At 70.5% G+C, this 18462-nt stretch carries 18 protein-coding genes; 17 read left to right on the plus strand and 1 reads right to left on the minus strand.

Annotated features, from left to right (window positions below):
* Nucleotides 1-14: 14 nt before the first annotated feature.
* From H0487_RS02630 to H0487_RS02665, 8 genes are read left to right on the plus strand one after another with little or no spacing between them, the layout of a single operon-like run.
* Nucleotides 15-1043, plus strand: a complete 1029-nt coding sequence (locus H0487_RS02630; protein ID WP_183092674.1) for a TIGR03842 family LLM class F420-dependent oxidoreductase — start codon at nt 15-17, stop codon at nt 1041-1043.
* Nucleotides 1044-1047: 4 nt separating this feature from the next.
* On the plus strand, nt 1048-1929 hold the full coding sequence (locus tag H0487_RS02635; protein WP_183092675.1) for an ABC transporter permease: 882 nt from the start codon (nt 1048-1050) through the stop codon (nt 1927-1929).
* A complete protein-coding gene (locus H0487_RS02640; protein WP_183092676.1) occupies nt 1926-2759 on the plus strand; it encodes an ABC transporter ATP-binding protein in 834 nt (277 codons plus the stop codon). Before H0487_RS02635 ends, H0487_RS02640 begins: the two co-directional genes overlap by 4 nt.
* Complete coding sequence (locus tag H0487_RS02645; protein ID WP_312855795.1) at nt 2756-3574, plus strand: ABC transporter permease; 819 nt, start codon at nt 2756-2758, stop codon at nt 3572-3574. The genes H0487_RS02640 and H0487_RS02645 overlap by 4 nt, the downstream gene beginning before the upstream one ends.
* A gap of 31 nt (nt 3575-3605) precedes the next feature.
* On the plus strand, nt 3606-4790 hold the full coding sequence (locus H0487_RS02650) for an ABC transporter substrate-binding protein (RefSeq protein ID WP_183092677.1): 1185 nt from the start codon (nt 3606-3608) through the stop codon (nt 4788-4790).
* A 2-nt stretch (nt 4791-4792) separates the two neighbouring features.
* Nucleotides 4793-6118, plus strand: coding sequence for an aspartate aminotransferase family protein (locus H0487_RS02655; RefSeq protein ID WP_183092678.1), 1326 nt, complete (start codon nt 4793-4795; stop codon nt 6116-6118).
* Nucleotides 6115-7632 carry a CoA-acylating methylmalonate-semialdehyde dehydrogenase gene (locus H0487_RS02660; protein ID WP_183092679.1) on the plus strand — a complete coding sequence of 506 codons (1518 nt, stop codon included), beginning with the start codon at nt 6115-6117 and terminating at the stop codon, nt 7630-7632. Before H0487_RS02655 ends, H0487_RS02660 begins: the two co-directional genes overlap by 4 nt.
* A 55-nt stretch (nt 7633-7687) precedes the next feature.
* Nucleotides 7688-8404 carry a hypothetical protein gene (locus H0487_RS02665; RefSeq protein ID WP_183092680.1) on the plus strand — a complete coding sequence of 239 codons (717 nt, stop codon included), beginning with the start codon at nt 7688-7690 and terminating at the stop codon, nt 8402-8404.
* A 36-nt stretch (nt 8405-8440) separates the two neighbouring features.
* Here H0487_RS02665 and H0487_RS02670 read toward each other — a convergent pair whose 3' ends face one another.
* Nucleotides 8441-9217, minus strand: a complete 777-nt coding sequence (locus tag H0487_RS02670) for an SDR family oxidoreductase (RefSeq protein WP_183092681.1) — start codon at nt 9215-9217, stop codon at nt 8441-8443.
* An 86-nt stretch (nt 9218-9303) separates the two neighbouring features.
* On the opposite strand from H0487_RS02670, the gene H0487_RS02675 reads away from it, so the two are divergent.
* From H0487_RS02675 to H0487_RS02715, 9 genes are all read left to right on the plus strand, one after another.
* Complete coding sequence (locus H0487_RS02675) at nt 9304-9540, plus strand: type II toxin-antitoxin system Phd/YefM family antitoxin (protein WP_183092682.1); 237 nt, start codon at nt 9304-9306, stop codon at nt 9538-9540.
* Entirely contained in the window at nt 9537-9926 is a 390-nt protein-coding gene (locus tag H0487_RS02680) for a type II toxin-antitoxin system VapC family toxin (RefSeq protein WP_183092683.1), read from the plus strand. Before H0487_RS02675 ends, H0487_RS02680 begins: the two co-directional genes overlap by 4 nt.
* Nucleotides 9927-9980: 54 nt before the next feature.
* Nucleotides 9981-10601 (plus strand): TetR/AcrR family transcriptional regulator, encoded by a 621-nt coding sequence (locus tag H0487_RS02685; protein ID WP_312855796.1) that lies wholly within the window; start codon nt 9981-9983, stop codon nt 10599-10601.
* Nucleotides 10598-11410, plus strand: coding sequence for a TIGR03084 family metal-binding protein (locus H0487_RS02690; RefSeq protein ID WP_183092684.1), 813 nt, complete (start codon nt 10598-10600; stop codon nt 11408-11410). Before H0487_RS02685 ends, H0487_RS02690 begins: the two co-directional genes overlap by 4 nt.
* Nucleotides 11407-13167, plus strand: a complete 1761-nt coding sequence (locus H0487_RS02695) for an acyclic terpene utilization AtuA family protein (RefSeq protein ID WP_183092685.1) — start codon at nt 11407-11409, stop codon at nt 13165-13167. Before H0487_RS02690 ends, H0487_RS02695 begins: the two co-directional genes overlap by 4 nt.
* A gap of 61 nt (nt 13168-13228) precedes the next feature.
* Nucleotides 13229-14383, plus strand: a complete 1155-nt coding sequence (locus tag H0487_RS02700; protein ID WP_312855797.1) for an acyl-CoA dehydrogenase family protein — start codon at nt 13229-13231, stop codon at nt 14381-14383.
* A complete protein-coding gene (locus H0487_RS02705) occupies nt 14380-14856 on the plus strand; it encodes an SRPBCC family protein (RefSeq protein WP_312855798.1) in 477 nt (158 codons plus the stop codon). Before H0487_RS02700 ends, H0487_RS02705 begins: the two co-directional genes overlap by 4 nt.
* Entirely contained in the window at nt 14853-16475 is a 1623-nt protein-coding gene (locus H0487_RS02710) for an acyl-CoA carboxylase subunit beta (RefSeq protein ID WP_183092687.1), read from the plus strand. Before H0487_RS02705 ends, H0487_RS02710 begins: the two co-directional genes overlap by 4 nt.
* A complete protein-coding gene (locus tag H0487_RS02715; protein WP_183092688.1) occupies nt 16472-18460 on the plus strand; it encodes an acetyl/propionyl/methylcrotonyl-CoA carboxylase subunit alpha in 1989 nt (662 codons plus the stop codon). Before H0487_RS02710 ends, H0487_RS02715 begins: the two co-directional genes overlap by 4 nt.
* Nucleotides 18461-18462 lie beyond the last annotated feature (2 nt).

The following is an 18462-nucleotide window of genomic DNA, read 5'->3' on the forward strand; positions in this document are numbered from 1 at the left end:
CCGAGAGGATTGACATGGATTTTGGTGTGGTGCTGCAGACCAACCCGCCCGCGTGGCGGACGGTCGCCCTGGCCAAGGAGGCCGAGGAGCACGGGTTCGACTACGTGTGGACCTTCGACTCCCACCTGCTGTGGCAGGAGCCGTACGTCATCTACAGCCAGATCCTCGCCGAGACCCGACGGATCATCGTCGGGCCGATGGTGACCAACCCCGCGACCCGGGACTGGACCGTCACGGCGTCGGTGTTCGCCACGCTCAACGAGATGTACGGCAACCGCACCGTGGTCGGCATCGGTCGCGGCGACTCCGCCGTGCGGACGCTCAACGGCAAGCCGACCACCCTCAAGGAGGTCCGCGACGCCACCCACGTGATCCGTGAGCTCGGCAACTGCCGCCCGGTGGAGCACATGGGCTCGACGATCCGTTTCCCCTGGGCGCGGACCTCGGCGCTCGAGGTGTGGATCGCCGCCTACGGTCCGCTCGCGCTCAAGACCGCCGGCGAGGCCGGCGACGGCTTCATCCTCCAGCTCGCCGACGTCGACGTCGCGAAGTGGATGATCGCCCAGGTGCGTGACGCCGCCGAGAAGGCCGGGCGCGACCCGGACGCGCTGACGTTCTGCGTCGCCGCGCCGGCGTACGTCGGGTCGGAGGACCAGATCGACCACATGCGCTCGCAGACGCGGTGGTTCGGCGGCATGGTCGGCAACCACATCGCCGACATCGTGGCGAAGTACGGCGACGACCCGGACAACGGGTTCCCGACCGTGCTCGTCGACTACATCAAGGGCCGCACGGGCTACGACTACAACACCCACGGCAAGGCCGACAACGATCACGTCGACTTCGTGCCCGACGAGATCGTCGACCGGTTCTGCCTGCTCGGCACGCCGGAGCAGCACGTCGAGAAGCTCGAGGCGCTCAAGGAGATCGGCGTCGACCAGTTCTGCATCTACCTCCAGCACGACAACAAGGAGGAGACGATGCGGGTCTACGGCGAGACGATCATGCCGCAGCTGCGCGAGCACGTGACGGCGAAGGCCTGACGCTTTGGTCCCCCTCTGGAACCGCGTCCGGGCGGTCGTCCTCGGCCTCCTCGGCATCGCCGCGGTGGTCGCGACCTGGGACGTCTACAAGGCGGTCGGCCCGGCCGAGGGCGTGCTCGTCGGCGAGACCCGGGTGCTGCCGCGGACGACCGAGCTCGCGATGCCGCACTCCTGGGAGATGCTCCAGCGGTTCAGCGAGCCGGTCACCGGGCTGGCCGGCGCCCCCGACGCGTTCGACGCCGTGCTCGACGCCAGCCTGTTCTCGCTCGGCCTGGCCGCGCGCGGCTGGCTGATCGGGGTCGTCGTCGGGCTGGCGCTCGCACTCCTCATGAGCCGGCTGCGGATCGTGGAGTCGGCGCTGCTGCCGTGGGTGATCCTCAGCCAGACGGTGCCGCTCATCGCGATCGCGCCGCTGGTGCGCCGCTGGGGATCGGAGATCCAGATCGGCGGCCACGTGTGGAGCAGCGAGGACTCGGTCGCGGTCATCGCGGCGTACTTGGCGTTCTTCCCCGTCGCGGTCGGGGCCCTGCGCGGCCTGAAGTCGCCGGACAGGACCCACCTCGACCTGATGCGGGCCTACGGCGTCGGGTGGTGGCGCTCGCTGCTCACCCTCCGGCTGCCGTCCTCCGTCCCCTACCTGCTGCCGGCCCTGCGCCTCGCAGCCGCCAGCGCCGTCATCGGCGCGGTCGTGGCCGAGGTGTCGATCGGCCTCAAGGGCGGTCTCGGCCGGATGGTCATCGACTACGCCGTCGCCGCGTCCGGCGACCCGGCCAAGCCGTGGGCGCCGATCTTCGGCGCCGTCGTCATCGGACTGGTCGCCGCCGGAGCGATCGGGCTTCTCGGCCTCGTCCTGCGCCCCTTCCGCCTGACAGGAGTTCCTTCATGAGCACGCCAGCGGGGATGGAGCCGGCGATCAGCGTCACCGGGGTCGACCGCGTGTTCGGCAAGGGCCGCAAGCAGGTCGTCGCCCTCCAGGACGTCGACCTGACCGTCGCCGACGGCGAGTTCGTCTCGCTCATCGGGCCCAGCGGCTGCGGCAAGAGCACCCTGCTGCGCCTGGTCGCCGACCTCGACACCGCGACCTCCGGTGACCTCCGGGTCTTCGGCAAGGGCGTCCGCCAGGCTCGGCTCGACCAGGACTACGGGATCGCCTTCCAGCAGGCCGGCCTGCTGCCCTGGCGGACCGTGGCCGGCAACGTGGAGCTCCCGCTGCGGCTGCACGGTGCGTCCGCGGCGATGCGCAAGGCGCGGGTCGCCGAGCTGCTCGACCTGGTCGGGCTGTCCGACTTCGCCAAGAGCCACCCCGACCAGCTCTCCGGTGGCATGCAGCAGCGGGTGGCGATCGCGCGCGCCCTCGCCGAGAGCCCGCGGCTGCTGCTGATGGACGAGCCGTTCGGTGCGCTGGACGAGATCACCCGGGAGCGGATGCAGAACGAGCTCGTGCGGATCTGCGCCGAGACCGGGGCCGCCGTGCTGTTCGTGACCCACTCGATCCCCGAGGCCGTGTTCCTCTCCGACCGCGTCGTCGTGATGTCGCCGCGTCCCGGGCGGATCACCGGCATCGTCGACGTCCGCGCCGACGGGCTCGTGGGCGCTCACGACCGCACCGAGCGGGCGCGCGACGAGGAGGGCTTCTTCCGGGCGGTCGCCGAGGTGCGCAGCCTCCTCCACGGCACCCCCATGCCCACCCTGGCCGCCGAAGGACTCGAGAAGTGACCGCCGTGGACCCCGTCGCCGCGGGCCGCGTCACCCGGCCCCGGCTCCCGATCACCGAGGTGCGGTGGAGCACCGTCCTCGCGCCGCTGGGGCTGGGCGCGCTCGTCGTCCTCGGTTGGGAGCTGCTCGTGGACCGGGCGGAGATCGAGCCGTTCATCCTGCCCGCACCGAGCGCCATCTGGGAGCAGGTCACCGCCAACGCCGGCACGATCACCGACGGCGCGACGGTCACCGGCCGCAACGCCCTCATCGGGATGCTGGCCGGCGCGGTCGTCGGCGTGCTCGGCGCGGCGGTCGCCGGCACGTTCCGGTTCGTCGACCAGATGGCGGCGCCGGTCGTCGCGGCGCTCGCGGTGATCCCGATCGTCGCGCTGGCACCCGTGCTCTACTCGATGTTCGGTGCCGCGGTGAACACCGGCCGGATCATCGTCGCCGGGGTGTCGGTCGCCGTCCCCGTCTATCTCAACACCCTGCGCGGCATCCGGCAGGTGCGGGCCGTCCACCGCGACCTGATGACCGCCTACGCAGCCAAGCCGCTCCAGGTGATCCGGACCGTCACCCTGCCGACAGCGACGCCGTACGTCTTCACCGGCCTGAGGGTCGCGTCGTCGCTCGCCGTCATCGCGGCTCTCATCGCCGAGTACTTCGGCGGCCCGATCGGTGGCCTCGGCAAGTCGATCACCTCCTCCGCGGCCAGCAGCAACTACCCGCTGGCGTGGGCCTACGTGTCGGGAGCGATCGTCCTGGGCCTCCTCTTCTACGTCGTGACGCTGCTCGTGGAGCTGTGGTTCTCGCGTCACCACCGACCTGCTTGACACCCCACCCCGAAGGAAACAGGAGAAGCACATGAGGACACACCTGAAGCTGGGGGTGGCCGCGGCGGCCCTCGCCCTCGTCGTCACCGGCTGCTCGAGCGACGACGACGGCGGCTCGTCGTCCGAGGTCGACGTCAAGGCCAACGAGGACTGCGCCACCCGGACCGAGGAGGCGCGCGACGCCGGCGACCTCACCGAGGTCTCGCTCCAGCTCCAGTGGGTGTCGCAGGCCCAGTTCGCGGGCTACTACGCGGCGGTCGCCGAGTGCTTCTACGTCGACGAGGGCCTCGACGTGAAGATCGTCGAGGGCGGCGTCGACATCGTCCCGCAGGACGTCCTCGCGTCCGGTGACGTCGACTACGCCATCTCGTGGGTGCCCAAGGTGCTCGGCTCGATCGAGCAGGGTGCCGGGATCACCAACGTCGCGCAGATCTTCGAGCGCAGCGCGACGACCCAGATCTCGTTCAAGGACAAGGACATCACGGCCCCCGCCGACCTCAAGGACAAGAACGTCGGCAGCTGGGGCTTCGGCAACGAGTGGGAGCTGTTCGCCGGCATGCAGTCCGCCGAGGTCACGGTGGAGGACATCAACCTGGTCCAGCAGGCGTTCGACATGAACGCCTTCCTCGCCGGCGACATCGACGCCGCGCAGGCGATGACCTACAACGAGTACGCGCAGGTGCTCGAGACGGTCAACCCGGACACGGGTGAGCTCTACACGCCCGACGACCTCAACGTCATCAACTGGAACGACATCGGCACCGCGATGCTCCAGGACGCGATCTGGGCGACGACCGAGAAGCTCTCCGACCCCGACTACGAGGAGCAGACGGTCGCCTTCATCAAGGCCTCGATCAAGGGATGGGCCTTCGTGCGCGACAACCCGGAGGAGGCCGCGACGATCGTGGCGGAGTCCGGCTCCGAGCTCGGCCAGAGCCACCAGCTGTGGATGGCCAACGAGGTCAACAAGCTCATCTGGCCCTCGACCAACGGCGTCGGCGTCATCGACGAGGCCGCCTGGGCGCAGACGGTCGACATCGCGCTCAACACCCAGAACGAGACCGGCGCCACGATCATCACGGAGGAGCCGCCGAGCACGGCCTACACCAACGAGTACGTCGAGCAGGCTCTCCTCGAGCTGGAGGACGAAGGCGTCGACACCCTCGGCGCCGACTACGAGCCGATCGACGTGACGCTCCAGGAGGGGGGCAAGTAGAGATGACCGACCTCGACGCCCGGACCTCCGAGCTCGACCGGGGGCACGTGTTCCACTCGTGGATGATGCAGTCGGCCCAGGCGACAGCCGGGCTGCTGCCCATCGCGGGTGGGCGCGGCACCCAGGTGTGGGACCACTCCGGTCGCACCTACCTGGACTTCTCCAGCCAGCTGGTCAACGTCAACATCGGGCACCAGCACCCCGCCGTCGTCGCCGCGATCCAGGAGCAGGCCGCCACGCTGGCCACGATCGGGCCCGCGACGGCCAACCTGACCCGGGGGGTCGCGGCGCAGCGGATCGCTGCCCGCGCTCCCGAGGGCTTCAACAAGGTGTTCTTCACCAACGGTGGCGCCGACGCCATCGAGAACGCCATCCGGATGGCCCGGCTGCACACGGGGCGCGACAAGGTCGTGACGACCTATCGCTCCTACCACGGCAACACCGGCGCCGCGATCGTCGCGACCGGCGACTGGAGGCGGGTCCCCAACGAGTACGCGCGCGGGCACGTCCACGTGTTCGGGCCCTACCTCTACCGGTCGGAGTTCTGGGCGACGACGCCGGAGGAGGAGTGCGAGCGAGCACTGCGCCACCTGCGTCGGGTGATCGAGTGCGAGGGTCCGGCCGGGATCGCCGCCATCCTGCTCGAGACCATCCCGGGCACCGCCGGGATCATGGTGCCCCCGCCGGGCTACCTGCCGGGCGTGAGGGCGATCGCCGACGAGTTCGGGATCATGCTCATCCTCGACGAGGTGATGGCCGGCTTCGGGCGGACCGGCGAGTGGTTCGCGCTCGACGCGTTCGACGTGAGACCGGACCTCATCACCTTCGCCAAGGGGGTGAACTCCGGCTACGTGCCCGTAGGTGGCGTCGTCATCAACGACCCCATCGTCCGCACGTTCGAGGACCGGGTCTTCCCCGGCGGACTCACCTACAGCGGTCACCCGCTCGCCGCCGCCTCCGTCGTCGCGTCGATCGACGCGATGGAGAGCGAGGGCATCGTGGCCAACGCGAAGCGGATCGGTGCCGAGGCCATCGGCCCCGGTCTCGCGGCGCTGGCCGAGCAGCACCCCGTCGTCGGCGAGGTCCGCGGCACCGGGGTCTTCTGGGCGATGGAGCTCGTGGCCGACCGCGCCACCCGTGAGCCCCTGCCCGCTGCACTCATGGGCACGGCCAAGGCCGAGATGCTGGCGCGCGGCCTGCTGCCCTTCATCGCCGACAACCGCATCCACGTCGTCCCGCCGTGCACCGTCACGGCGGACGAGGTGGCCCAGGCACTGGCGACGTACGACGAAGTACTCACCCTGCTGGACAAGGAAATCTCGCAATGACCACCCCCACCGACCTGCCCGTCCTCGACCACTGGATCGCCGGTGTCGCCGACCCCGGAGAGCTCGGCGCCGCCGGCCGCACCGGCCCCGTCTACGACCCCGCCCTCGGGGAGGTGTCCAAGCACGTCCGGTTCGCGAGCGCCGGCGACGTCGACCGAGCGGTCGCGGTCGCCAAGGCGGCGTTCGCCGACTGGGGTGAGTCGTCGATCGCCAAGCGGCAGCAGGTGCTCTTCGGCTTCCGTGAGCTGCTCAACCAGCGCAAGGGCGAGCTGGCGGCGATCCTCACCTCCGAGCACGGCAAGGTGCTCTCGGACGCGGCCGGCGAGGTCGCCCGCGGGCTGGAGGTCGTCGAGTTCGCGTGCGGCATGCCGCACCTGGCCAAGGGCGCCTTCTCGCAGAACGTCTCCACCGACGTGGACGTCTACTCCATCAAGGAGCCGCTCGGCGTCGTCGGCATCATCAGCCCGTTCAACTTCCCGGCGATGGTCCCCATGTGGTTCTTCCCGATCGCCCTCGCGACCGGCAACACCGTCGTGCTGAAGCCGAGCGAGAAGGACCCGAGCGTCGCCAACTGGATCGCCGCGCTCCTCCAGGAGGCCGGGCTGCCCGACGGGGTCTTCAACGTCGTCCACGGCGACAAGGAGGCCGTCGACGCCCTGCTCGTCCACCCGGACGTCGCGTCGATCTCCTTCGTCGGCTCGACGCCGATCGCGCAGTACATCTACGAGACCGCGTCCGCCCACGGCAAGCGGGTGCAGGCGCTCGGCGGCGCCAAGAACCACATGCTGGTGCTGCCCGACGCCGATCTCGACCTGGTCGCCGACTCGGCCGTCAATGCCGGCTTCGGCTCGGCCGGCGAGCGGTGCATGGCGATCTCGGTGGTGCTCGCCGTGGAGCCGGTGGCCGACGACCTGATCGCCAAGATCCGCGACCGGATGGGCAAGCTCGTCATCGGCGACGGCCGCCGTTCCTGCGACATGGGGCCGCTCATCACCCGCGAGCACCGCGACAAGGTTGCGGGCTACCTCGACGTCGCGGCCGCCGACGGCGCGAGCGTCGTGGTCGACGGCCGCGAGGTGGACATCGACGGCGCGGCCGACGGGTTCTGGCTGGGACCGACCCTCATCGACCAGGTGCCGACCACCTCCGCTGTCTATCGCGACGAGATCTTCGGACCGGTGCTCTCGGTGGTCCGGGTGGCGTCGTACGCCGAGGGGGTCGAGCTCATCAACGCGGGCCCCTACGGCAACGGGACGGCCATCTTCACCAACGACGGCGGTGCCGCCCGGCGCTTCCAGCGCGAGGTGGAGGTCGGCATGGTCGGGATCAACGTTCCGATCCCGGTGCCGGTGGCCTACCACTCCTTCGGTGGCTACAAGGCGTCGATCTTCGGCGACGCCAAGGCCTACGGTCCCCAGGGCGTGGAGTTCTTCACCCGCGAGAAGGCGATCACCAGCCGGTGGCTCGACCCCTCGCACGGGGGCATCAACCTCGGGTTCCCGCAGAACTCCTGAGCAAAATCTGGCGAGTCCGGCCCCGTCGGCGGGGACGAGTACTACGTTGCGAGACGTGGCTCTCCTCTCCCTCCGCCGGCGGGTGCCGGCCCTCCTCGGCGTCGCGACGCTGAGCACCACCGCCCTGCTCGTGTCGACGGCCGGCCCTGCTGCCGCAGCCCCGGTCGAAGGCACCGTCCACTCGAACTCCTACGCCGAGTTCGGCAACGACTGCGACATCACCAACGGCGCGGAGAGCCAGACCACGGCGTACCGCAGCGGCCAGGGAGAGCGCACCGCCTACGCGCACGGTGAGTTCCTCGGGGAGATGGACGACGGCAGCCACGTCCGGGGTGCCCTGGGCGAGAGCGAGACCACGACGACCGCGGTGGCCACCGCGCGCAACCGGGCGTTCAAGAAGGTCGAGGTCGAGGTGTCCCACGTCGTGGTCCTCACCAACGACAGCGCGCTCGACTGCGGCATGGAGGTCCACGCTCTCAGCGAGAGCGACGGGATGCTGCGCGTGCGTCAGCCGGGACGGATCCGGATCAAGTGGAGCGGCACGGGCGGCGACGTCAGCTCGATCGCACTGCGCGCCCCCTCCGGCCGGATGCTCATCAGTCGCGACCCGTCCACGGTCAACGGCACGGCCACCGTCAACGTGCGGACGGGACTCTTCACCTGGTCCAGCCAGCTGCGGACCAGCCTCAGCGAGTCGGCGGTGCCGCTCGACGACTCGACCATCCTGCTGAACACCTTCAAGGTCGAGGTGACCTACCTGCCGCCCGCCTGACCCGGTCACTGACCGAGCCAGGAGCGTCGAGGGAGCTCAGATCAGCCGCTTGAGCAGCGGGAGCGGCGCGTGCTTCATGACCGGGGCCAGGGCGGCCCAGGGGAGAGGCGGCACACAGGCGTCGCCGACCTCCTTCTCGATGGCGGCGACCATCGCCCGCACGCCCTTCTCGGTCGACGCCATCAGCGGGGCCTCCCCGGCGACGTTGTCGTTCATCTCCGAGGCGATGTAGCCCGGGTAGAGGACGGTCACCTTGATCTTCTTCTGCAGCTTGGTCCCGTAGAGCTCGGTCCGCAGTCCCTCCGCGAGGTGGGCGACGCCGGCCTTGGTGGCGGCGTACGTCGTCAGTGCCTTGGGCAGCCCGCGCATCGCCGACATCGAGGAGACCATCACCAGGTGCCCGGACTCCTGGGCCCGGAACACCTCCATCGCCGCCTCGGTCTGGGCGAGGGCGCCGATGAAGTTGGTCATCGCGGTCTCGAGGTTGGCGTCGAAGCGGCCGGTGCCGAGCGGGGCGCCCTTGCCGAGCCCGGCGTTGACGACGACACGGTCGAGGTGGCCGAGCTCCTCCTTGAAGGATCGGAACGTCGTGAACACGGCGTCGGAGTCGGTGACGTCCAGCGAGCGGAGCGCGATGCGCGGCTGCTCGTGGCCGTGGTCGGCGTGCTCGGCGAGGATCTCCGCGCGCAGGTCCTCGAGCCGGTCGGTACGACGCGCGCACAGCGCCAGGTCGTAACCGTGCTCAGCGAACTGTCGTGCCATCTCGGCGCCGAGGCCGCTCGACGCACCGGTGATGAGGATCGTCTGGGGCATGGCGGCGAGTGTGGCAGAACCGCGAACGCGCGATGGTTGACCAGACTGGTCTGGTCGACCTGGTCAGTCCGTCGTACGCTCGAGCCATGAGCGTCACGGTGAACGTCCAGGAGGCCAAGACCCGGCTCTCGGAGCTGCTCAAGCTCGTCGAGGGCGGGGAGCAGGTCGTGATTGCTCGCGCTGGCAAGCCGATCGCCGAGCTGCGGCCCGTGACCCAGATCGACTACGTCGTGGGGGGGTTCGACGTGGTGGTCGGGGATGCCTTCTTCGAGCCGCTCCCGGAGGAGGAGCTGGTGGCCTGGGAAGGCGCGGGACCGGCGTGACGGTGCTGCTTCTCGACACTCACGTCCTGCTGTGGTGGGCAGCCGACGACCCGAGGCTCGGGGCCCGTCAGCGTAGCGCGATCGCCGACGCAGAGCGCCGCTACGTCGGCGCCGCCTCGGCCTACGAGATCGCGTTGAAGGTCCGACTCGGTCGACTGCCCGGCGGTCGTGGTGTCCTCGACGGCTGGCCGCGTCTGATGCGTGGTCTGCGTGCGACGGAGCTGTCGCTCTCGGTGGCCCACATGGCACGTGCCGGAGGACTGGACTGGGAGCACCGCGACCCCTTCGATCGGATGCTCGTCGCCCAAGCACAGCTCGAAGGTGCGGTGCTGCTGACCGATGACGCTCGCATCCGGCACTTCGAAGACGTGCGGTCGACCTGGTGAGACGAATTAACAGTCAGGCTTGACTGTTTGTTTCTGGCGGGTCATCCTGACGGCGTGACCTCGCAGACGACCCCCCGCGTTCCGCAGGAGGAGCGCACCCGGGCGATGCGGGCGCGGCTGCTGGAGGCGACCGTCGAGCTGTTGGTCGAGAAGGGCTTCAGCGGTACGACGACCACGCTGGTCTCCGAGCGGGCCGGGGTCAGCCGAGGCGCGCAGCTGCACCACTTCCCGACCAAGAACGACCTCGTCGTGGCTGCCGTCGCCCACCTCACCGAGCGGCGCGGGGAGGAGCTCGCCGAGCGGGCCGCGCGTCTCCCGTCCGGCGCCCAGCGCACTCCGGCGGTCATCCAGATGCTCGGCGACCACTTCGCCGGGCCGGTCTTCACCGCCGCGCTCGAGCTGTGGGTCGCGGCGCGCACCGACACCGCGCTGCTCGAGGCGGTGGGTCCGCTCGAGCGGCTGGTCGGCCGCGAGACCCACCAGATGACCGTGCAGCTGCTCGGCGCCGACGAGTCGCAGCCCGGCGTCCGCGAGCTGATCCAGGCCACCCTCGACCTCGTGCGCGGCCTCGGCCTCGCCAGCACGCTCGGCGACGACACCCGTCGGCGCCGCCGGATCCTCGACCAGTGGGCGCACACCCTCGACGCCGCCCTGAACGGAGAGCACGACTCATGAGTGTCTTCGACGACGTCTATGCCGACCTCACCGCCGAGGGCGACCAGCTGCGCGCGGTGGTCGCCGCTCTCGACGACGCGGCATGGGCGACGGTGACCCCGGCCGAGGGCTGGACGATCGCCACCACGATCGCCCACCTGCTCTGGACCGACGAGGTCGCCGCGCTGGCCGCGGTCGCGCACACGCCCGAGGGCAAGGAGGCGTGGGACGAGGTGGTCCTCAAGGCGATCGCCGACCCGACCGGGTTCGTCGACGCGAGCGCGTTCGAGGTCGCCGAGTCCGCACCGGCCGAGCTGCTCGCTCGCTGGGACGCCGGTCGCGCCGCCCTCGGCGCCGCTCTCGCCGGCGTCGAGGACGGCCAGAAGATGCCGTGGTTCGGCCCGCCGATGTCGCCGACGTCGATGGCGACCGCCCGGTTCATGGAGACCTGGGCCCACGCGCTCGACGTGTACGACGCCCTCGGCGGCGACCGCCCCGAGCCCACCGACCGGATCAAGCAGGTCGCCCACCTCGGCGTCCGGACCCGCAACTACTCCTTCTCCCAGAACGAGCTCGAACCGCCGGCCGAGGAGTTCCGCATCGAGCTGACCGCCCCGAGCGGTGGGCTCTGGGTCTGGGGGCCCGACGACGCGGCCCAGTCGGTGAAGGGATCGGCCTACGACTTCTGCCAGCTGGTCACCCAGCGGGTCCACCGCGACGACACCGACCTGGTCACCGTCGGTGACGAGGCCGAGCAGTGGCTGACCATCGCGCAGGCCTTCGCCGGTCCCGCCGGCGGCGGGCGCACCGCTGACGGAGCGACGGCATGACCGACGTCATCCGGATCGGCAACTGCTCGGGCTTCTACGGCGACCGCCTCTCGGCCTTCCGGGAGATGCTCGAGGGGGGCCCGCTCGACTACCTGACCGGCGACTACCTCGCCGAGCTCACCATGCTCATCCTCGGCAAGGACACCTTCAAGGACCCGAACCTGGGCTACGCCCGGACCTTCGTGAAGCAGGCCGAGGATGCCCTGGGCCTGGCTCTCGAGAAGGGCGTCCAGGTCGTCGTCAACGCCGGCGGGGTCAACCCCCGAGGCCTCGCCGACAAGCTGCGCGAGGTCACCACGGGCCTGGGCCTCGACGCCAAGATCGCCCACGTCGAGGGCGACGACATCCGCAGCCAGGTCGCCGAGCTCGGCCTCGTCCACGAGACCTACGGCAACCCGCTCACCGCCAACGCCTACCTCGGCGGCTTCGGCATCGCCGCGGCGCTCACCCAGGGCGCGGACCTCGTCGTCACCGGCCGGGTCACCGACGCATCGGTCGTCGTCGGCCCGGCGGTCGCGCACTTCGGCTGGACTCCCGAGTCGTACGACGAGCTCGCCGGCGCCGTGGTCGCCGGACACATCATCGAGTGCGGCACCCAGGCGACGGGCGGCAACTTCAGCGGCTTCCTCGACCTCCCCCGTCGCGACCTCCCGCTGGGGTTCCCGATCGCCGAGCTCGGCAGCGACGGCTCGATGGTCATCACCAAGCACGAGGGCACCGGCGGGGCGGTCACGGTCGACACCGTCACCGCCCAGCTCGTCTACGAGATCCAGTCGACCCGCTACCTCAACCCCGACGTCACGGTCGACCTCACCTCGCTCCGCCTGGAGCAGGTCGGGCCCGAGGACGGGGACCGGGTCGCCGTCACGGGCGTGAAGGGCAGCCCGCCGCCGGAGAGGCTCAAGGCGTGCCTCAACTACTTCGCGGGCTTCCGCAACTCCGCCGAGTTCGTCGTCACGGGTCTCGAGGCCGACGCCAAGGTTGCGTGGATCAAGGCGCAGGTCGAGCGGGCGCTCGGACCGGAGGGCGCCGGCCGGCCGGCGAAGGTCGAGTGGTCGGGCGTGCGGGCCGTCCAGCCCGACGCCGACACCGAGGAGGGCGCCTCGATGCTGCTCCGGGTGACGGCGTTCGACGCCGACAACGCCAAGGTGAGCAAGGGGCTCACCGCCCCGATCATCGAGCTCGCGCTGGCGTCGTACCCGGGGTTCAGCGTGACCCGGATGCCCGGGCCCGGCACGGCCTACGGCGTCTACAGCCCCGCCTACGTCCCGCGCAGCACCGTCGAGCACACGGTCGTCCACCACGACGGCACGCGCGAGGTGATCGCCGACCCCAAGACCGCCGACGTGCCGATCGACCTCGCCGAGGGCCAGCGGCCCTCGCCCTACCCGGCCCCGCAGGACAAGCTCACCCGACGGATCCCGCTGGGCACCTTCGTCCACGGACGGTCCGGTGACAAGGGCGGCGACGCCAACATCGGCCTCTGGGTGAAGAACGACGGCCATCCCAAGTACGCCGAGCGCGTGACCTGGCTGACCAAGTACATGTCGCGCCGACGGGTCCGTGAGCTCATCCCCGAGGCCGCCGACCTCGAGGTCGAGGTCTACGTCCTGCCCAACCTCGGCGGCATCAACATCCTCATCCACGGCCTGCTCGACGAGGGCGTGGCCGCCACCGCCCGGTTCGACCCGCAGGCCAAGGGCCTCGCGGAGTGGATCCGCTCCCGCCTCGTCAACATCGAAGGGAATGTCCTATGAACCACCCCACGAAGTTCTTCTCCCCCGCTGCGCTCCTCCGAACGACTTCGCGGGGGCCCCGGTGACGACGTTCAACCACGGCTTCACCGAGGAGCAGGTCGCGCTCAAGGCCTCGGCCCTGGAGTTCACCAAGCGCGAGGTGACGCCCTTCCTCGACCAGTGGGAGAAGGACGGCGAGATCCCGCGCGAGTTCCAGAAGAAGCTCGCGCACGGCGGCTTCCTCGGTGTGGGGGTCCCCGAGGAGGTCGGCGGCGACGGCGGCACCCTCATCGACGCCTGCGCGATGCAGGAGGGGTTCATGGAGGGAGGCTGGTCCGGCGGCCTGATGGCCTCGGCCTTCACCCACGGAATCGCGATCCCGCACATCATCCAGAACGGCTCCGCCGAGCTCATCGACACCTACGTGCGCCCGGTGCTCACCGGCGACATGATCGGCTCGCTCGGCATCACCGAGCCCGGCACCGGTTCGGACGTCGCGGGGCTCACGACCCGCGCGGTCCGCGACGGCGACCACTACGTCATCAACGGGGCCAAGACGTTCATCACCTCCTCGGTGCGCGGAGACTTCGTCGTCACCGCGGTCCGGACGGCCGACACCGGCGCCCACGGGTTGTCGATGATCGTCGTGCCGAAGGGGACGCCCGGGTTCACCGTGTCGCGCAAGCTCGACAAGATGGGTTGGCTCGCCTCCGACACCGGCGAGCTCTCCTACGTCGACGTCCGCGTGCCGGTCGCCAACCTCGTCGGCCAGGAGAACCACGGCTTCTACTACATCGCCCAGAACTTCGTCTCGGAGCGGATCTGGCTCGCGCTCCTCGGCTACGGCCACGCGTTGCGCTGCCTCAACCTGAGCGTGCAGTACTGCCGCGACCGCGAGACGTTCGGCAAGCCGCTGCTGGCCAACCAGGTGGTGCGCGCGAAGCTGACCGAGATGCACCGCCAGGTCGCGGTCGCTCGCAGCTACACCCTCGAGGTGGCGAAGCGGTACGACGCCGGGGAGGACGTCATCGCCGAGGCCTGCCTGGCGAAGCAGACCGCCGTGGACACCGCCGTGTGGGTGGCCGACCAGGCCGTCCAGCTCCACGGAGGGATGGGCTACATGCGCGAGTCCGAGGTCGAGCGGCACTACCGCGACGTCCGGCTGCTGCCGATCGGTGGTGGTGCGACCGAGGTCCTCACCGACCTCGCCGCCCGACTGCTGGGGTACGCCTCGTGAGCGGGCTGACGCGCGAGGTGACGATGTCGATCGCCGCCCCGCCCGAGAAGGTCTGGGACCTGGTGAGCGACGTCACCCGGATCGGCGAGTTCTCGCCGGAGACGTTCGAGGCGCAGTGGACCCACGGCGCGACCGGGCCTGCGGTCGGCGCCCGGTTCAAGGGCCACGTGAAGCGCAACGGCGTCGGTCCGACGTACTGGTCGCCGTGCACGGTGACCAAGTGCGTGGAGCCGGGGTCCGACGGTTCGGGGGTGTTCGAGTTCGCCGTCGGTCTCGACGGCAGCGCCTGGACCAACTGGGGCTACCAGCTCACGCCCGAGGGCGAGGGGACCCGCGTGACGGAGTACTTCCGGCTCGAGCCGAAGTGGTTCCTCCGCGGCTACTGGATGGTGCTGGGGACGCTGCGCGGCCGTACCAACGAGCGCGGCATGCGCACCACCCTCACCCGGATGAAGGAGGTGCTGGAGGGATGACCACCGACACCCTCGAGACGGCCGAGCCCGGCGAGGCGCCCGGCGAGGTGACCCGTCGCGACGCGATGCTCGCCAAGATCGACGCGCTCCACGCCGAGCAGGCCAAGGCCGTCGAGGCCGGCGGCAAGTACATCGCACGCCACAAGGAGCGCGGCAAGCTCACCGCGCGCGAGCGCATCGAGCTGCTCGTCGACGAGGGCTCGGCGTTCCTCGAGCTGATGCCGCTCGCCGGCTGGGGGAGCGACTTCGCGGTCGGCGCCAGCATGGTCACCGGCATCGGCGTCGTGGAGGGCGTCGAGTGCATGATCGTCGCCAACGACCCGACGGTGAAGGGCGGCGCCCTCAACCCCTGGTCGCTGCGCAAGTCCTTCCGCGCGGCCGAGATCGCCGAGCGCAACTTCATCCCGACGATCAACCTCACCGAGTCCGGCGGCGCCGACCTCCCGACGCAGAAGGAGATCTTCATCCCCGGAGGCCGTGGGTTCCGCGACCTCACCCGGGCGTCGGCGCGCAAGCAGCCGACGATCTCCGTCGTCTTCGGCAACTCCACCGCGGGCGGCGCCTACGTCCCCGGCATGAGCGACTACGTGATCATGGTCAAGGAGCGGGCGAAGGTGTTCCTGGCCGGCCCGCCGCTGGTCAAGATGGCCACCGGCGAGGAGACCGACGACGAGTCGCTCGGCGGTGCGGAGATGCACTCGCGGACCTCGGGCCTGTCCGACTTCCTGGCCGTCGACGAGCTCGACGCGATCCGGCAGGCCCGCCGGGTGGTCGCCCGGCTCAACTGGCGCAAGAAGGGTGACACCGACCGGGTCACCGACTACGCGGAGCCCGACCTCGACCCCGACGAGCTGCTCGACCTCATCCCCACCGACCTCAAGGAGCCGTTCGACCCGCGCGACGCGATCCTGCGCATCGTCGACGGCACCAGCGCCGGCAACGGGATGCCGTTCGACGAGTTCAAGCCGCTCTACGGATCGGCGCTCTGCGTGGGCTGGGCCCGCCTGCACGGCCGTGAGATCGGGATCCTCGCCAACGCGCGCGGCGTGCTGATGAGCGAGGAGGCCCAGAAGGCCGCGCAGTTCATCCAGCTCGCGAACCAGAAGGACACGCCGCTGCTCTTCCTGCACAACACCACCGGCTACATGGTCGGCAAGGAGTACGAGCAGAACGGCATCATCAAGCACGGCGCGATGATGATCAACGCGGTCTCCAACTCGAAGGTGCCGCACCTGACGGTGATCATGGGCGCGTCGTACGGCGCCGGGAACTACGGCATGAACGGCCGCGCCTACGACCCGCGCTTCCTCTTCACCTGGCCCTCGGCCAAGTCGTCGGTCATGGGTCCCGCCCAGCTCGCGGGGGTGCTCGAGATCGTCGCCCGTGAGTCCGCGGAGAAGAAGGGCGAGGTCTTCGACGCCGCCGGCTTCCAGGGCATCAAGGACATGGTCGAGGCGCAGATCGAGGAGCAGTCGCTGCCCTACGTGCTGTCCGGGATGGTCTACGACGACGGGGTCATCGACCCGCGCGACACCCGGACCGTGCTCGGCATCTGCCTGTCCGTCATCGACAACCAGCCCATCGAGGGCCAGATGAACTTCGGGGTGTTTCGTCTATGACCATCACTCGACTGCTCGTCGCCAACCGTGGCGAGATCGCGCGGCGGGTCTTCCGGACCTGTCGTGACCTCGGCATCGAGACCGTCGCCGTCCACTCCGACGCCGATGCGGGGATGCCGTTCGTGCGCGACGCGGACGCCGCCGTACGGCTCCCGGGCAACGCGCCGGCCGAGACCTACCTGCGGGGCGACCTCGTGATCGCGGCCGCCCGGGCCGCCGGTGCCGACGCGATCCATCCCGGCTACGGCTTCCTGTCGGAGAACGCCGCGTTCGCACAGCAGGTGATCGACGCCGGCCTGACGTGGGTCGGCCCTGCGCCCGACTCGATCGAGCGGATGGGCTCCAAGATCGAGTCAAAGAAGCTCATGGAGGCGGCTGGCGTCCCGGTCCTCGGTGAGCTCACCGCCGACACCGCGACCGTCGAGGACCTCCCGGTGCTGGTGAAGGCCAGCGCGGGGGGTGGCGGCCGCGGCATGCGGGTCGTCCGCGAGCTCGACAGGCTCGCGGGCGAGATCGCGACCGCGCAGGCCGAGGCGGCGTCGGCGTTCGGCGACGGCACCGTCTTCGTCGAGCCCTACATCCAGAGCGGGCGCCACGTCGAGGTCCAGGTCCTCGGCACCGCGGACGGCACGATCGTCCTCGGTGAGCGCGACTGCTCGGTGCAGCGCCGTCACCAGAAGGTGATCGAGGAGGCGCCCGCCCCGGGCCTGCCCGACGCCACGCGCAAGTCGCTGCACGAGGCGGCCAAGGCGGCCGCCGAGGCGATCGACTACCGCGGCGCCGGCACCGTCGAGTTCCTGTACGACGTCGCCAAGGACCGGTTCTACTTCCTGGAGATGAACACCCGGCTGCAGGTCGAGCACCCGGTCACCGAGGCCGTCTTCGGCGTCGACCTGGTCGCGCTCCAGATCGCCGTCGCCGAGGGCCGCTCCCTCGCGGACCTCGAGGTGGGATCGCCGACCGGGCACGCGATCGAGGTGCGGCTCTACGCCGAGGATCCGGCGGCCGGCTACCAGCCCCAGTCCGGGACCATCACCCGGTTCGAGATCCCGGGAGTCGTCAGCGAGTTCATCACGACGGGTCAGGGCATCCGCCTCGACTCGGGCGTCGGTGCCGGTGACGCGATCGGCACCTTCTACGACGCGATGATCGCCAAGGTGATCGTCTGGGCGCCGTCGCGCGACCAGGCGCTGCGCCAGCTCGCCGGGACGCTCGCCCGAGCGGAGGTCCACGGCCTGCGCACCAACCGTGACCTCTTGGTCAACCTGCTCCGCGACCCCGTGGTCGTCGACGCGACGATGGACACCACCTGGCTCGACGGCTCGGACCTCACCGTCCTCGGCGCGGCTCCCGGTGGTGCGGCCGCCGCCCCGCTGTCGGGCTTCGCCGCCGCGATCGCCCTGGCCGAACGGGCTCGGCTCGCGGCCGCGGTGCAGACCCGGATCCCGACAGGGTTCCGCAACGTGGTGTCCCAGCCGCAGGAGACGGTCTTCCTCGTCGGCGACGGCGAGGAGCTCGCTGTCCACTGGTACGGCGGGCGGGACCTCACCTCCGCCGACCTCGACGACGTCACCGTCATCGGCGCGGGGCCGGACGAGGTCGTGCTGGAGGTCGCCGGCGTGCGCCGTACCTTCAACGTCCACGTCACCGGGGACGCCGGGCAGGAGTCGGTCGACGTCGAGTCGCCGCTCGGCCACGTCTCGCTGCGCCGCAAGCCGCGGTTCGTCGACCCGTCGACGCAGGTCGCCGAGGGGTCACTGCTGGCACCGATGCCGGGCAGCGTCGTCGCCGTGCACGCCCAGGTCGGCGACGTCGTCGCCGAGGGGCAGGCCCTGCTGGTCATGGAGGCCATGAAGATGCAGCACACCATCGCCGCGCCGTACTCCGGCACGGTCACCGAGCTCGCGGCCAGCACCGGCCAGCAGGTGGAGGCGGGCACCGTGCTCGCCGTCGTCACCCCCGACTCCGACAACGAAGAGGACTGATC

The organism is Nocardioides stalactiti (assembly GCF_014180715.1).
GTDB lineage: Bacteria > Actinomycetota > Actinomycetes > Propionibacteriales > Nocardioidaceae > Nocardioides > Nocardioides stalactiti.